The organism is Domibacillus epiphyticus, from assembly GCF_001975785.1.
Taxonomy (GTDB): domain Bacteria; phylum Bacillota; class Bacilli; order Bacillales; family Domibacillaceae; genus Domibacillus; species Domibacillus epiphyticus.
The window spans coordinates 71,126-84,589 of the sequence record NZ_MSFI01000012.1 but is presented as its reverse complement, the minus strand read 5'-3'; the positions used below and the strand labels follow the sequence as shown (position 1 = coordinate 84,589).

The window sequence follows — 13,464 nt, the reverse complement described above, 5'->3', positions numbered from 1 at the left end:
TGGAAGCGAAAGTAAATAATATCGCTGATATGCTTTTTTAACAAGCTGAAGCTACTTGCATTTAAGTATGCAAGCAGCTTTCTAATTCGTCATGAATAGCATGAACCAAATTTTCAATAAAGTCTATAACCCATTCTGATTCATTTAAAGCTATTTTTTCCTTTTCTAATTTATCAGAAGGGTAATCTCCTTGATGCACAATTTGATTACGCCTTTGAGCGATTAAATTAAGTGTATTTTTAATAACTTTTTGGTCATCATTCAAAGCATCAGCTATCTTTTGCCATTTGTGTTCCTCTGGCCAAATTAATGATAGAGCCTCAGTAATTTTATCTGGGGTTTGATAGGACTGAAATGCTAACTTTTTAATTACAAACTGTTCAAAAGAACTGAGTGGATCCGAAGATTCTTGAATAACTGCTATAGGAATTAAAAAATTCGAATAGCTTTTTGTCGGAGGAAGTTCTTTATTAAAAGTATGAATTAAACCCTTTTTGACAATGTCATGTATATATTTATCTAAAGCTGAAACAGCCTGAATCCATTGCCAGCGTAAAAGATCGTCCAATGCTTCAGGAATATTGAAATGATCATATACAGAAGAAATATGTCGAGTATCAGTGATGATTAAATCAAATTGTTCTATAGGATCCTTCATTTGAGGATCTCTACGATAGCATTTGTTATATTTTCGAATAAAATATTAATTTCTTCTTGTTTCTCTAACATTCTTTCTTTTACTTTCCCAGTAGTCCCAAGTTGATTTTCATTCAGGGAGAAAATAGGTACTCCATGTTCGTGAGATCGTTGGATTAATGCTCCGAATTCAGGAATTTGAGCTAAACAGTGGGAATCAATTAATTCTAATTTTTTTGCAGGCTCAATATCGTAAATCATATTAAACTTTTTTAAAGTATTTATGAAAGAACCTTCAATAAAATCATTTATTTCAGTAATTTTATCAGAATAAGCGGCTGCAGGTTTATTATTACGCAAGTTAAATCTTTGGATAATTTCTCCAATAAATTTAGGCTCCCTTTGAGGTAATGGATAAGTAGCAGTTTCAAAAAAGGGCTGTGAGGTAATAGCCCATTGTTTCCATCTAGGTAAAATCTTTTGCATTGTATTAAGAGCCATAATAGAAAATGGATCTGGATTTGTTGGAATAATAAATGCATCCGATGTAATAAAGAATGTTTGATTAATAGCACTTAATCCGGGATTCATATCTATCAAAACATAGTCGATTGAATATTTATGAGCACATAATTGAATTAACTCATAAAACGATCCAGGTAGATTTTGGAGTGTTGTGATTGCATTATTACTGTTCAAAGCTAAGCTTAGCGCAGGGTCATATTCTGAAAGGTCCATATGACCAGGAATTAAAAATAAATTTTCATTTTCTTCTGGGATATAACAATCGATAGCCTTAATGGGATGTGGAGCACCTTCAAATGCAGGACGAACCCCATCTTTAATATTGTTTAGTTTATTTGTTCCTATATAATATTCTTCAAAAGCATCTTTTAGTAATAAACCAGTTAAGTTACATTGAGGGTCACCATCTACTAAAAGCACTTTATAACCTTTGTCTGCAAGTTTCCAGCCAATGTTATATGTAGTCGTGGTTTTACTAACCCCTCCTTTGTGATTAAAAACAGAAATAATTTTAAAGTTTTCATTACCTGTTTGTGTTTGTTCCATTTAGCTTAACTCCAATCAAAGTTATAGTTTTAAAAGCTTGTAAGTTGAGATATTAATTTTACATAAAACAACAGTAGAGAATTGGTTGTAAATTCCATACTATAGAAAAATAATTACATTCTCTGCTTATGAGGCCGATTAAAATGATCAATCCAAAGCATCCTAAACAAATTTCTCATAATTACCCATAATAAATCTCATTTTCACAAATAATGAATATTACACAATAAATACCATATAAAGAGTAAAAAAAAATTATCCCTTTTGAGAAACGGTTTTTAACGCAACCAATTCACGTGGAATTCCATAAATTTCGCCAATTTGGAAGATTGATAGATTTGAGTTTGAATATTCCTGTAATTTTTCGTCTGACAGGAGTAATTCAACTGCAAAAGCGTTTGCTTCAACTTCTACACGATCAACGGAGAACAACGTTTTTTGTTTTAAAAAAGATGTATTTGCTTTTGGATGTAGAAGAGCATGCCCTAGCTCGTGAGCACAGACAAAGCGCTGGCTATGCTCGTTCAACTTATTATTAATGTGAATAAACTTAACCCGTTTATAGCTGCTGAAATACCCTAGTATATTCCCTAATGCTTCATAGGAGAGGAGAATGCCGCATTGTTCAGCAATCTTGATAGGATCGCTGGTTGCATGTTTTTCAATTATTTCAGTCACAGTGGCTTTAATATCCAACATAATTCTCCACTCCTATTTTCTATACTTCTTAGGGGTGTATTTTTGTTTGGCTAGGCGTTTAGCCAAGCGCATTGAATTTTCGAGGGAAGCAATCAGCAGCTCTCGATCTTCTTCATCCATATCATCTAAGGTGTGTCCATCAAAACTAGCCAAACCATCTTTCGATTCAAGATTGTTAATGATTTTTTCAAGGTCTCTCAAAATATCCCGTTCATCTTTAGCGGTCAGTTCAGGAAGCTCAGTTTTATTATCAATTTTTCTTTTATCTGTTCTTCCGTATAAGTAATCAGTAGAAACTTCAAAAAAGTCAGCAAATGCGTTAATAATTTCGCTGTCGGGTTTTCGATTTCCATTTTCATATCCAGAAATGGTGGACTCAGCAAGTGAGAATTTTTTTCCTAGTTCCTTCATAGTTAAATTTTTTTCTTTTCTAAGTTCCCGCAATCGATTACCGAACATAGCAATGATCCTCCTAATTTCTATATAAATCCATTATACTTTGCAAAATGCGAATATAAAGAAAAAAACAAAAAACTTTGCAAAATGCGTTGACACTTTGCGTATTGCGTTGTATTATGGAAACAAGCAACACGATATGCAAAGTTTTTAAATTAAAAAGAGGTGATTTAAAGTGAGTTTGCCTAAAAAGGCTAGAATTGCCGCCGGTTTCACTATAGAAGGAGCCGCCAAAGAGTTGAATATTTCAGGAGGCTATCTTTCCCAAATTGAAAACGGTCAGCGTCAAATTGATTCAAAACGCGCAGATGAGATTGCAAAACTATATGGTTGTGAAAAAGATAAAATTTTTTTACCTAAGCGCTATTCGATTCGCGAAGTTTTAGGGAAATTAGAAAAAAAAGGAAGTCAGCTAAGAAAGGAAGGTGATCAAGAATAGAGGCGCTCACCTTCCCAGTATGGCGAAAATTGCTGTCATTTAAACAAGACCAATATCTAAGCACGTTACATTAAGGAGGTGATCAAATGTTTTATGGAAAACGCATTAATGAATTAGAACAGCGTGTTGCTGAATTAGAAAAGAAAGCCACCGCGGCAACGGCGGCTGACTGTGAAAAAGAAGAGATTATTATTCCGCTGAAGGATCGTCAATCTCAGGCAATACAGCTTTTCCATAGTGTTCAAGAACCTTTGTCACAATCCTTGTTGAAGACTCAACAGCAAGTTCATGAGCAAGTAAAACAAGAGTAGTGGATAACATCATTTCATAATCTTCATCACTTAAGTTCAGTGTTCTTGCGTGTTGAATCACTTCTTTGACTTCTTTAATAATGTGATCACGAGTTTCAGAATTTTCTACTACATCTTTGTATAACTCGTTCATATTTAAAGTTTTTATTGTTCCACCCCCTTCCTATGAAAATAGTAACACAGGAAGGAAAAACCAGTAAGGAGGAAGCGAATTGAATCAACTAACCGTTAAATCACTCGATGGCCAACTTGTCGCAGACAGTAAAGAGGTTGCTGAAATGAATGGCAAACGTCATGAAAGCTTGTTTCCACGAATGGCGGTGATCTAATCAATGCAAAACCAAACATGGACCGTTAAACAAGTTGCTGCTTACCTCAGTGTTCATCCAGACACCATTTACACGATGGTGAAAGAAAAACAAATTCCTCATTTTCGTGTGAGAAGCAAAATTTTTTTCACGAAATCTGCTATTGATACTTGGATAAGAAGCCAAGAAGAAGATGTGGCAATGTAATTTCATTATATAAAGAAATCCAGTATGAAGAAATTCTAAATTAAATACAAAAAGATGGGAGTGGTTGATTTTGAATATAAAAAAATCAGCAAATGTGGGTAAGGTCATTGAGCGATTGATAGAAGGAGAAGGCATATCGCTAAATCAGCTTTCTCTCGACCTTGGTGTCTCACCTCAGATGGGCAGTCACATAAAAAATGAACGGCGTCCATTGCAAAAGGATATTGCCAAAAGAGCGATCAATGTGTTTAACGACTGTCCGGCTTTCGTAATGGACCTAATCTTCGAGTTCAGCAGTGGATTTTCTGCACCGGTACTCCGAGGGAAAGCAATTGAACAGCATCGCTTATCCTTCAAGCATTTTTTGCTCAAAGAGTGGACGGATGTATATGGCCGGATTCGCTCGGAGGACTTCGATTGGTGCAAGCCTCCAGAAGAAGCAAGCAAAGCAGAAAAAGATTGGGTGAAGGACTTAATCGTCGAATTAAACGAAATGGAAATGGCTGCAGCAAACTTTCGGTGTCATCTGTATGAAGCGTATCTAATCAACCCGAAGCAGGTTAGAGATGAGACGCTGACCCGGATAAAAGCGAAAGGCTGGGTTGAAGCGTGAAGAAAAAGGACAAGCCAAGGAAGCGACGCCGGTCATATGCCGTAATTGTCAAGAAGCTGAACGCCAACGGAATAAAAGCGAAAGTGGTGAAGAAGCTCAATGTTTTGGGTATTCGATGCAGTACAAATCATTATCTTAACGGTTGCCGGAATGGCTCTTTTGGGGATCGGCTGGGTTTCACGTCCAGTATGGGATCGATATAAAAAAGACCAAAAAAATAACGCCCGCTGATGAAAATATCAGAGCGAACGTTAAGTGACATAGGTACATTATACCGTGCTAATAATAGATATACTACAGTTTTTGTCGATAAATGTCGAAAAATTTTCTTCTCATTATTTCGATGCCTATCGTAAAACATTAACTATCAGAAAGAAGGTAAAAAATGGATCATCCACTTATCCAGCAAATTGAACGGACTGGCTTTCCATTGCATTTTCAAGAGCGTGAATCTGACTATCCGGCGGAAGACATTTTTGGAGACGAGATTATGAGCAACGACATCTATTTCATTATGAAAGATGGCTCAGTTGTATTGGAACAAAATCTTGCTGAATATGCGGTTCAGCACTTAGACGCATTAGAAAAGCAAGCTGAAGCATGAAAAAGACTCCTGTTGGAGCAGGAGTCGACTGTTTAAAAATAGGTATTACAAACATTGTACTGCACAACAAAAAATGAATCAAGGAAGTGAAGAATTTGGCAAAGAACATGAACGCTATTTCAACAAGTGATTTATCGCGGCACGACTGGCTTCTGGAACGACGTAACGGTATCGGTGGCAGTGATTGTGCTGCCATTGCTGGCCTCAATAAATACAGCTCGCCAATGAAAGTGTACCTTGAAAAAACGAACCAGATCGAATCGGAAGAAATTTTTACGGTTAATGAGCAGGGCGGGTTTGAAGATGGAAGTGAGGCAGCCTATTTTGGTGTGTTAAATGAGGATTTGGTTGCTCAGGAGTTTGCACGCCGTACTGGACTTAAAGTTCGCCGGCGAAATGCCATTCTAAAGCATCCCGAATATGATTTTATATATGCAAATGTAGATCGATTGATTGCCGGTAAAAAAGAAGGACTTGAATGCAAAACAGCCTCAGAGTTCTTAAAGAGCGAATGGGAAGGCGATGAAGTGCCGCCATCTTATCTGCTCCAGTGCCAACATTACATGGCTGTAACTGGATATGAAGCCTGGTGGATTGCCGTATTAGTTGGTGGTAACAAATTCATTCATAAACGAATTGAACGGGATGAAGAGCTGATTGAGTATCTTATCAATATTGAAAAAGAGTTCTGGGAAAACCATGTTTTAGCCAACAACCCACCACCATTTGATGGTACAGCTGCTTCAAGTGACTTGCTTAAAGCACTGTACCCACAGCATGAACCAGGAACTTTTATTAATTTGACGACTGATCTACAGGTCTACATTGACTCATTTAAAGCGCTAGAAGCAGATAAAAAAGAGATTGAACTGAAAATGGCCGAATGCCAAAACGTCCTGAAAGATGCCATGAAAGAAAACGAAACAGCTTTTATCGGTGATCAAAAGATTACCTGGAAAGCTCATGTTTCAAACCGAATTGATTCTGCTCGGTTAAAGAAAGAGCAGCCAGAGATTTACGAAGAATACATTAAACAAAGCATTTCTCGCCCTTTCAAAATTAAATAACTGGAGGTTTTACCGTGGCTACAAATAACACGATCAAAAACGAACTGGCAAAGAAGCAACAAAATGCTCCAGCGAAACAAGTGTCACCGGAACAGTCACTTAACGGTTTATTAAAACGAATGGGTCCCGAAATACAGCGGGCCCTTCCAAAACATATGGATGCCGACCGCATGGCACGTATCGCTTTAACGGCTGTCCGGACCACACCAAAGCTTCTGGAATGTGATCAAATGTCCTTCCTTGCGGCGATCATGCAGTCTGCCCAGCTGGGCGTTGAACCGAATACGGGGCTTGGCCAGGCGTATTTGATTCCCTACGGCAAGCAGGTACAGTTTCAGCTTTCTTATAAAGGGCTTATCGATTTAGCCGTACGCAGCGGTCAATATAAAGCGATTTACGCTCATGAAGTGTACACAAACGACGAACTAACCTTTGAGTATGGTCTATACAAAGATTTAAAGCACGTACCGGCCAGTATTCCAGAAGGCGAGCCAATAGGTTACTACGCAGTATATCACCTGCAAAATGGCGGTTTTGATTTTGTCTACTGGACAAGAGAGCGCATTGATCAGCACGCCAAGAAGTTCAGCCAGGCAGTGCAAAAAGGATGGACAAGCCCTTGGAAAACGAATTATGACGCGATGGCAAAGAAAACGGTTTTGAAAGAAGTGCTGAAATACGCTCCAAAATCGATTGAGTTTCAGAAGACCGTTGAAGCTGATTCAACAATCAAGAAAGAAATTGCACCAGATATGAGTGAAGTAATTGATGTGCAGCCTGAATTTGAACTGGTAGAAGAACAGCAGGAAACGCTGGTCCAGCCAGAGACAAAAGAAACGAAAAAACCATCAGCAAAAGACATCGATTTTGATGCGATCAACGTTTCAAACGATGATCTACCATTTAAATAATGGAATACAAAATGGCCATACCGAATCTTATCCGGCAGATGAGCAAAGACAATGATGAGTACATCAGGTGGGTGAGGAGCTACTTCAAGTCCTCCCACCCACATCTGGTGCTCATACGAATTGAGAAGCAGGCAGTACTGGTCAAGAAAGAATAATAAAGGCGGTGATTCGGTGCCAGACAGTTACCCGTTTCCAATGTACTCCGGTTTGTTGGAGCCAACACATTACAAGAAGATTGGTTCAGCATTGTGGCTTTTCCTCTGGTGCGTCAGTTCAACAACCAAAGAAGTCGAGCGAGACGGGGTGAACTGGGGCATCGTTTTAGGAAACAAGCCACTGAAGAAAAAAGATATTGCACCAATATTCGGTGTCAGCGAAAAAACGGTGGAGAGATGGATCAATGATCTAGAAAAATACGGATACATCAAAACCACCCGTGCACCTCACGGATTGATTTTCTCCGTCAGAAACTCGAAAAAGTATGTTAACAAACCGGACAAAAATGTCGCATCAGTTAAGAGTGATACGACAGATATGTCGCTTCACTTAGGGAGTGATGAGACAAAAATGTCTGATCAGTCAGATAGTGATACGACATATTTGTCCAAGAGAAGCGACAAAAATGTCGCATCTAATAAAGATATTACAAAGATAAACAAAAATAATACTAATACTAATACTAAAACGGACCCTGTTGATTTAATTGCTGAAAGGTTTGCTGATCTGAAAACGGCACAGCAAGGCAAGGAGAGTTTTCCAACTCTTGAGGATTACCAGGAAATCGCCCAGATAGTCGTCCAGGGAGTGTCGGTCTCCCAAACTATCGAATTTCTTGAGCAGTGCTTTGCGGATTATGCCAAGCGCAAACCGAACGGCAAAATTACCAGCTTTAAATACTGCAGGGATTATATCCTTGACCACCATGCAGCTTTAGAAGCAAAAGAGGCTGCCAAAATATTAGCAAAACGGAGGATTCCGGACGATGGCAAAAAAACTAGCGGACATCATGGCGGAACTGCACCAAAGAGGGATTCCCTCACCGGCGGCAAAACTGGATGGCTCGGCAGAAAAAAAGGTTAACTGCTCAAAATGTGAAGATCAGCTGATGGTACATTACCGGGTACACCGTGACGCTGACTGGACAGTGAATCCTGACACCGGAAAGCTTGTACCGGATCCTAAATTTATGGTGCTTGAATCTGATTTTCTGGCCATGAGAGTATGCGGTCCCGAGGAAGCGCGGAACTGGCAGCGTAAGTATTCCATCCAGTGCGAATGCGTAAAGAAAATCCGCATCAATCGGCTGATGAAATCCAGTGAAATTACAGATGAGTTTAAGCTGCTCGGCTTTCAAAATTTTAAGACGAAAGGCAAAGCTGTAATTGTTGCAGACATGAAAGAGTGTGCGATGGACTACTACAAGGAATTTGAAAAAATTCGAAGCAAACGGGCTAATAGTATGGCTCTTCTTGGTCAACCTGGCAGCGGGAAAACGCACTTGATGATGGCAATATCAAACAATCTGATCGTCAAAAAGGGTGTCTCGGTTCATTACTTTCCTTACGTCGAAGGCTTTAACGACTTGAAAGAAGATTTTGAGCAGATTGCTCCCAAGCTAGAGCGGATGAAAAACGCAGATGTGCTTTTCATCGATGATCTGTTCAAACCTGTCGGCCGGGGAGTAAATAGAAAGCCGCGGGCAACGGAATGGCAGATTGAGCAAATGTACGCAGTGATTAATTACCGGTACCTTAATCATTTACCGATTCTCGTTTCATCGGAACTGGACGTGGATCAGATGGATGAGGTGGATGAAGCTCTCGGTTCACGGATTTACGAAATGTGCCAGGACTTCACGGTTGTGATCGAAGGGGATCGAAAAATATTGAATTATAGATTGGTGGGATTAAACGATGTGTAATACATGCGGCGGTACACACCGTGTCACATACAAAAATAGTTTTGGAGCTTATATTTTTCAAGCTTGCCCGTCTTGTGGACCGGTGCCGGAGCATATCCGGAAAGCGAAGCGAGAGGCATTAAACAAACGTCTTGAGGATGCTAGAAAACGTTTTGGAATGGATGAGAAAACAGGTGGTGATGCTGCATGAATCCTGTAAGCAAAAGCAGGCAGAAGAGGAGGCACAGGCCGAATTTGAACGGAACCAGGTCACGATTGAAGAGGTGCTGAATGAGAAGGAAGTCGGTTAAAACAGCAGGGCGTAACTGGAACGCTAAGAAAACCTTTGCTTTCGGCAAGGTGTTTGACAGCAAAGCAGAGGCGGATTATTACAAGCTGCTTCTGTCGGATCCATCTGTTGAAAAAGTAGAAGTGCAACCGGTATATGAAATTATCCCAGCATATACCGTTATATGTCGTCGATGTGAAGGAACAGGGCGTCAAATTAGCACGAAAACAAAACGCGAGATAAATTGCTCTCTCTGTTCCGGAAAAGGCTCTAAAACGAAGGCAGGGGCGAAATACACGGCTGATTTTCATGTCACATATAAAGATGGAAAGACTGAAGTGGTGGACGTGAAAGGTGGTCCTGCTTCACGGGATTTCTCCTTGCGGCGGAAGCTGCTTGAACAGGCGATCGGGCAGGAAGTAACCATTATGGAATACACGAAAGCAGGGTGGAGGAGAAAACGATAATGTCTCAATACGAATATCACATGGCACAGGCGCCAAGCACGAAAAAGCAGGCAATCTGGTGCGAGCGGAAATGCACCTTGATCTTGCGGATCAGTGCAAACGATGATCGGTAGTTGACCATAAACAAATTAATGGAAAAAGTCCCTATTTTTATTGTTCGCTTTTAGTTGTGCCTAAAATGATAACTAACAAAATTAGTGATATTCGGGCAAGTCTGTCTTCAGTAACTGTTTTGAGTAAAGCTACTAAAACTATTCCCAGAATGGGATTCTCTTCAAGTAACAGAATGGTGATAACATCCAACAAGGAAATAACGTCATCAGTAATATCATGTTCTTGTAAACCCACTATTCTCACAGCCTTTCTTTATTATCATTATATTTCCGCTTAAAAATATGGCGTGTTTTTAGTACCTAGGGTTGATAGTAAATTTAAATAAAATTAATTCACAGTGTGAGACACAAACTGTAAAGGAGTGAAGATGATCGTTTTAAACGGGAAACTTGAAGAATGGAAGCGGCAAATGGAGTAAGCGGAAGAATATAATTTGTTCTTTGACAGACACATGGTAGCCAAAATGATTTCAATAATTGAACATCAATAAAAAAAATCAAACTTCCAAGGTGAAGGGATTGAAAAAATGGCTACAGATTACGCAGAGGAAGCATTAGTAGAGTAATCAAAAGTTTGTCCCTATTGCTATAACTATCCAAAAAAGGGCGTTTGTACTGTTGTTCGTACTAATGACGGTACTGATACTAACGTGCAAATTATTCACGACGAACTTTTTTAAAATAAGAAACAATGTTCGTTTTTAATGAAGCGTAAGAACCAATAGCGGCATATCCATAAAACCAGCCCATGAAAATACCGGCAACTAGATGCCCTCGGTGGCTGATGAAAACAGAAATAAGTAAACCTATGATCAATGCAATGAAGGGCATCAAGGGTTTCGAAGGCTTTAAAAATATTTTGATTAACTGCGTCAGGATAAGAACGACAGGGACCGCAATGACAGCATCCCAGAAATTTGTATGTATTGTGGGGAAATCCATTGAGATATCATCCTTTTTTAATGATATCATGGTGGAATTTCGAAATTTTATTCAACAGTACGCCCATAAAGGTTAGGAGGTAACAGCATGTTGCAAGGAAGATGCCTGGATGCGGACATTCTACCGACGTACGAAACATTTTATTTTTTTCCAGTCGGTAATGATCATGTTTATGCATCCAGATTCCCACGAAAAGGCACTCAAACGGGCTGTGATAGGGATTTGAGATTTTACAAGATTCTGAGATAGCTGTGTGGCCGCCAGAGCCGTCGAAACGCTCAGTAGAAATCGAACTGAACGAAGTATATGTTGCCAAACTTATCTGGTGTTGGTAAGCGTCGAAGGGTCGATTAGATAAAGAATACTATGTTATTGCTCGGGGATCCGGTACACATGAATCCCGAACTAACATGAATGATCGGCTGTTTTCCTGTCCATTGGTTTGAGAATTTTGAAAGAGCTGAAATTAGACTGGTTATCGAATCGATTGAGGTCGCATTAAACCAAGAACTGAAGACAGAAAAATTCGATGAGGATCTAACTCCGCAGTTTAACGAGCAACTCAGTTTATTTTAGATAAGTCTGGTGAACATTCGACACAAATTGTGAAAAAAAGGTGAGTCAGTTATGAGGATTGCTCACCAATAACCATTGCATCAATTAAAAGTTGGATATCACTCTGAATTTGCTCTTTAACATTCATATCGTTACATCTATAGTAGTCGTCTATTAATCGGCCTAGTTCAACAAGAATAATCAATTCATACAAGAAAAACTCTCCTTCGGGCATTTTGTAACACTACTATTGAATTATATACCGTAAATATAGTTTTAAAAGGGTTTTGACAAAAGTACTAAAGAAAGGTGATTTAAATCAAAAATGAGACACATTTCGACGATTACACGACATAAAAAGGGGTGACTGCCTTGTTGAGGATTGGGGAGCGGGTTTCAGTCCAAATAGGCGACATTACAGCGATCGGTTATATCAGCAACGTCGGTTATTACGGTCATCAAATAGAATTAACGAAAGTTGCGCGGATCATAGGCGGTGAAATTGAATGGAACCGGCCGACGAAAGGGTCATATGAAGCTCATCGACTAGAGCCAGTAGGAACGTTGTTGGATGAATGGCAGGATAAGTCGGCGTTGGTAGATTTGGCCCTTCTGACGAAGGACAAGCGTTTTTGAAGAATTGATGGGAGGAAACCAAAAATGGCATACCGTGAGCATTAATTGATCAGCAGTGGACGCCGGAGCGGTGGTGGGGATAAAAAAAAGCCAGGTTATCCCGGTTAAAAAACGACAAGAACGCTTGAAGATCAAGATCTATTTTGTAATTGGAATTGAAAAATCAACTTGTCTAGTTCTTGACTATATTTAATAGTTTCAACATTATCAAGACCTTTTTCCATTCCGGTGGAAACCATCAATTCACGAAGTTCATTAATTTGTGAAAGCAGGCTGTCAGTGTTTGTTTGACCTTGCTTCATATGGTACCTCCTTAATGTAGGAATCTTTAGAAAATTATAGGTCATTTTTGTGTAAAAATAAAGTTATTTTGTCTGAAATTGCAAATTTTTGCAACAAAAAAAGCCGAGGAAGCTCCCCGGCTCGTTAAAAAATATCGACAATATTATTTTAACAGACTGGGGGCTTTTCAGCTATGAGAGAAATTATAATCGATCCTTCCACTATGAAACTGGAATTGGATATAATGGAAATACCGAAAAACTGTGTTGTGGTAATCTGTGACGGGAAGGTCAAGGTCAGAGAGCTGCCGCCACATGGGGAATACAAGATCGTCACGCATCAGGGGAAAGTAAAGCGGATGAGGCGGGAAGAGGGGGAGGAGTTTTGACATTTGAACAAGTACTTGACATTGCTACAAAATTTAATGGGGTTATTGGTGCTGTGATAGGGTCTATGTCTACTTTGATCATTACACATATCTTAAAAAATACCGGAAGGGTTTATGTGAATATTGCGAAAGCTGAAAAAAAGTATATGCGACAAGAACAGGGAAAACAAAAATATGCAGTTTATGATATTAATCAAGCGACTGAAAGTGATTTTGTAATTGACGTTGAGTTTTATAATTCTTCAGAGATTTTTAAGTCAGTAAAAAATTTCATCGTCCAATTTTATGATGAAAAAAATCAACCATTTTACAACCATCCATTGAATGACAAAAAAATGAGAAATGGTCAATTTAAACCAATCGATCACCCTGCTGATTACTACAATTTAGAACCGAAAAAATTACAAAAACTAAGTTTTTGCTTTTTTATGGATCATGATATAGAAGTTTTAAAACACACTCATAAAATAGGGATTGAGTATGGAATTGTGAAAAGAAAGTCTTTAAAAACAAAGACGGTTAAAATAAAGAATATTGATTTTAAATTTAATGATTACTAAAAATGCTACT

The 13,464-nt window shown here is 38.9% G+C and carries 22 protein-coding genes; 15 read left to right on the top strand and 7 right to left on the bottom strand.

What is annotated here, in order from left to right:
- Positions 1–61: 61 nt before the first annotated feature.
- The 4 genes from BTO28_RS08760 to BTO28_RS08745 form a co-directional block, all read right to left on the bottom strand.
- Positions 62–658 (bottom strand): HEPN domain-containing protein, encoded by a 597-nt coding sequence (locus tag BTO28_RS08760; RefSeq protein WP_076765339.1) that lies wholly within the window; start codon positions 656–658, stop codon positions 62–64.
- Positions 655–1,707: a ParA family protein gene (locus BTO28_RS08755; RefSeq protein WP_076765337.1), complete on the bottom strand. Its 1,053-nt coding sequence runs from the start codon at positions 1,705–1,707 to the stop codon at positions 655–657. The genes BTO28_RS08760 and BTO28_RS08755 overlap by 4 nt, the downstream gene beginning before the upstream one ends.
- Before the next feature lie 255 nt (positions 1,708–1,962).
- Positions 1,963–2,403 carry an ImmA/IrrE family metallo-endopeptidase gene (locus BTO28_RS08750; RefSeq protein ID WP_076765584.1) on the bottom strand — a complete coding sequence of 147 codons (441 nt, stop codon included), beginning with the start codon at positions 2,401–2,403 and terminating at the stop codon, positions 1,963–1,965.
- Between the two features lie 15 nt (positions 2,404–2,418).
- Positions 2,419–2,865: a helix-turn-helix domain-containing protein gene (locus tag BTO28_RS08745; protein ID WP_076765335.1), complete on the bottom strand. Its 447-nt coding sequence runs from the start codon at positions 2,863–2,865 to the stop codon at positions 2,419–2,421.
- A 172-nt stretch (positions 2,866–3,037) separates the two neighbouring features.
- On the opposite strand from BTO28_RS08745, the gene BTO28_RS08740 reads away from it, so the two are divergent.
- The 12 genes from BTO28_RS08740 to BTO28_RS08690 all read left to right on the top strand — a co-directional run bounded on the left by BTO28_RS08740 (position 3,038) and on the right by BTO28_RS08690 (position 9,978).
- Positions 3,038–3,301, top strand: a complete 264-nt coding sequence (locus tag BTO28_RS08740) for a helix-turn-helix domain-containing protein (RefSeq protein ID WP_076765333.1) — start codon at positions 3,038–3,040, stop codon at positions 3,299–3,301.
- Positions 3,302–3,387: 86 nt separating this feature from the next.
- On the top strand, positions 3,388–3,612 hold the full coding sequence (locus tag BTO28_RS08735; protein WP_076765331.1) for a hypothetical protein: 225 nt from the start codon (positions 3,388–3,390) through the stop codon (positions 3,610–3,612).
- Between the two features lie 332 nt (positions 3,613–3,944).
- On the top strand, positions 3,945–4,127 hold the full coding sequence (locus BTO28_RS08730) for a helix-turn-helix domain-containing protein (RefSeq protein ID WP_076765328.1): 183 nt from the start codon (positions 3,945–3,947) through the stop codon (positions 4,125–4,127).
- Between the two features lie 70 nt (positions 4,128–4,197).
- Positions 4,198–4,740, top strand: a complete 543-nt coding sequence (locus BTO28_RS08725; RefSeq protein WP_076765326.1) for a helix-turn-helix domain-containing protein — start codon at positions 4,198–4,200, stop codon at positions 4,738–4,740.
- Positions 4,741–4,839: 99 nt separating this feature from the next.
- Complete coding sequence (locus BTO28_RS17665) at positions 4,840–4,971, top strand: hypothetical protein (RefSeq protein WP_269843865.1); 132 nt, start codon at positions 4,840–4,842, stop codon at positions 4,969–4,971.
- A 154-nt stretch (positions 4,972–5,125) separates the two neighbouring features.
- Positions 5,126–5,344 carry a YqaI family protein gene (locus BTO28_RS08720; protein WP_076765324.1) on the top strand — a complete coding sequence of 73 codons (219 nt, stop codon included), beginning with the start codon at positions 5,126–5,128 and terminating at the stop codon, positions 5,342–5,344.
- A 107-nt stretch (positions 5,345–5,451) separates the two neighbouring features.
- A complete protein-coding gene (locus BTO28_RS08715) occupies positions 5,452–6,411 on the top strand; it encodes a YqaJ viral recombinase family nuclease (protein WP_076765582.1) in 960 nt (319 codons plus the stop codon).
- A gap of 14 nt (positions 6,412–6,425) precedes the next feature.
- Complete coding sequence (locus BTO28_RS08710; RefSeq protein ID WP_076765322.1) at positions 6,426–7,322, top strand: recombinase RecT; 897 nt, start codon at positions 6,426–6,428, stop codon at positions 7,320–7,322.
- Positions 7,323–7,493: 171 nt separating this feature from the next.
- Entirely contained in the window at positions 7,494–8,402 is a 909-nt protein-coding gene (locus BTO28_RS08705; protein ID WP_095532666.1) for a MerR family transcriptional regulator, read from the top strand.
- Positions 8,329–9,243: an ATP-binding protein gene (locus BTO28_RS08700; RefSeq protein WP_233129857.1), complete on the top strand. Its 915-nt coding sequence runs from the start codon at positions 8,329–8,331 to the stop codon at positions 9,241–9,243. Before BTO28_RS08705 ends, BTO28_RS08700 begins: the two co-directional genes overlap by 74 nt.
- Positions 9,236–9,433 carry a hypothetical protein gene (locus tag BTO28_RS08695; protein WP_076765318.1) on the top strand — a complete coding sequence of 66 codons (198 nt, stop codon included), beginning with the start codon at positions 9,236–9,238 and terminating at the stop codon, positions 9,431–9,433. Before BTO28_RS08700 ends, BTO28_RS08695 begins: the two co-directional genes overlap by 8 nt.
- 80 nt (positions 9,434–9,513) lie before the next feature.
- Positions 9,514–9,978 carry a DUF1064 domain-containing protein gene (locus BTO28_RS08690; protein WP_076765316.1) on the top strand — a complete coding sequence of 155 codons (465 nt, stop codon included), beginning with the start codon at positions 9,514–9,516 and terminating at the stop codon, positions 9,976–9,978.
- A 150-nt stretch (positions 9,979–10,128) separates the two neighbouring features.
- On the opposite strand, the gene BTO28_RS08685 is transcribed toward BTO28_RS08690, so the two are convergent.
- Positions 10,129–10,326, bottom strand: coding sequence for a hypothetical protein (locus tag BTO28_RS08685; protein ID WP_076765314.1), 198 nt, complete (start codon positions 10,324–10,326; stop codon positions 10,129–10,131).
- Positions 10,327–10,748: 422 nt separating this feature from the next.
- The gene (locus BTO28_RS08680; protein WP_076765312.1) at positions 10,749–11,033 is read right to left on the bottom strand and encodes a hypothetical protein; all 285 of its coding nucleotides are present in this window, start codon (positions 11,031–11,033) and stop codon (positions 10,749–10,751) included.
- 927 nt (positions 11,034–11,960) lie between these two features.
- Here BTO28_RS08680 and BTO28_RS08670 point away from each other — a divergent pair.
- Positions 11,961–12,224: a hypothetical protein gene (locus BTO28_RS08670; RefSeq protein ID WP_076765310.1), complete on the top strand. Its 264-nt coding sequence runs from the start codon at positions 11,961–11,963 to the stop codon at positions 12,222–12,224.
- A gap of 131 nt (positions 12,225–12,355) precedes the next feature.
- Here the strand turns inward: BTO28_RS08670 and BTO28_RS08665 are convergent, their stop codons facing one another.
- Positions 12,356–12,526: an aspartyl-phosphate phosphatase Spo0E family protein gene (locus BTO28_RS08665; protein WP_076765307.1), complete on the bottom strand. Its 171-nt coding sequence runs from the start codon at positions 12,524–12,526 to the stop codon at positions 12,356–12,358.
- 173 nt (positions 12,527–12,699) lie between these two features.
- Here BTO28_RS08665 and BTO28_RS08660 point away from each other — a divergent pair, with 173 nt between their 5' ends.
- Together BTO28_RS08660 and BTO28_RS08655 are read left to right on the top strand one after the other, a co-directional pair.
- Positions 12,700–12,894, top strand: a complete 195-nt coding sequence (locus BTO28_RS08660) for an XtrA/YqaO family protein (protein ID WP_076765305.1) — start codon at positions 12,700–12,702, stop codon at positions 12,892–12,894.
- Positions 12,891–13,454: a hypothetical protein gene (locus BTO28_RS08655; protein ID WP_076765303.1), complete on the top strand. Its 564-nt coding sequence runs from the start codon at positions 12,891–12,893 to the stop codon at positions 13,452–13,454. The genes BTO28_RS08660 and BTO28_RS08655 overlap by 4 nt, the downstream gene beginning before the upstream one ends.
- Positions 13,455–13,464: the final 10 nt, after the last annotated feature.

Excerpts from the sequence above, each read along its gene's own strand:
- BTO28_RS08760 (WP_076765339.1), bottom strand. The coding sequence starts at position 658 with ATGAAGGATCCTATAGAACAATTTGATTTAATCATCACTGATACTCGA.
- BTO28_RS08755 (WP_076765337.1), bottom strand. The coding sequence starts at position 1,707 with ATGGAACAAACACAAACAGGTAATGAAAACTTTAAAATTATTTCTGTT.
- BTO28_RS08745 (WP_076765335.1), bottom strand. The coding sequence starts at position 2,865 with ATGTTCGGTAATCGATTGCGGGAACTTAGAAAAGAAAAAAATTTAACT.
- BTO28_RS08735 (WP_076765331.1), top strand. The coding sequence starts at position 3,388 with ATGTTTTATGGAAAACGCATTAATGAATTAGAACAGCGTGTTGCTGAA.
- BTO28_RS08730 (WP_076765328.1), top strand. The coding sequence starts at position 3,945 with ATGCAAAACCAAACATGGACCGTTAAACAAGTTGCTGCTTACCTCAGT.
- BTO28_RS17665 (WP_269843865.1), top strand. The coding sequence starts at position 4,840 with ATGTTTTGGGTATTCGATGCAGTACAAATCATTATCTTAACGGTTGCC.
- BTO28_RS08720 (WP_076765324.1), top strand. The coding sequence starts at position 5,126 with ATGGATCATCCACTTATCCAGCAAATTGAACGGACTGGCTTTCCATTG.
- BTO28_RS08715 (WP_076765582.1), top strand. The coding sequence starts at position 5,452 with ATGAACGCTATTTCAACAAGTGATTTATCGCGGCACGACTGGCTTCTG.
- BTO28_RS08700 (WP_233129857.1), top strand. The coding sequence starts at position 8,329 with ATGGCGGAACTGCACCAAAGAGGGATTCCCTCACCGGCGGCAAAACTG.
- BTO28_RS08695 (WP_076765318.1), top strand. The coding sequence starts at position 9,236 with ATGTGTAATACATGCGGCGGTACACACCGTGTCACATACAAAAATAGT.
- BTO28_RS08690 (WP_076765316.1), top strand. The coding sequence starts at position 9,514 with ATGAGAAGGAAGTCGGTTAAAACAGCAGGGCGTAACTGGAACGCTAAG.
- BTO28_RS08680 (WP_076765312.1), bottom strand. The coding sequence starts at position 11,033 with ATGGATTTCCCCACAATACATACAAATTTCTGGGATGCTGTCATTGCG.
- BTO28_RS08665 (WP_076765307.1), bottom strand. The coding sequence starts at position 12,526 with ATGAAGCAAGGTCAAACAAACACTGACAGCCTGCTTTCACAAATTAAT.
- BTO28_RS08660 (WP_076765305.1), top strand. The coding sequence starts at position 12,700 with ATGAGAGAAATTATAATCGATCCTTCCACTATGAAACTGGAATTGGAT.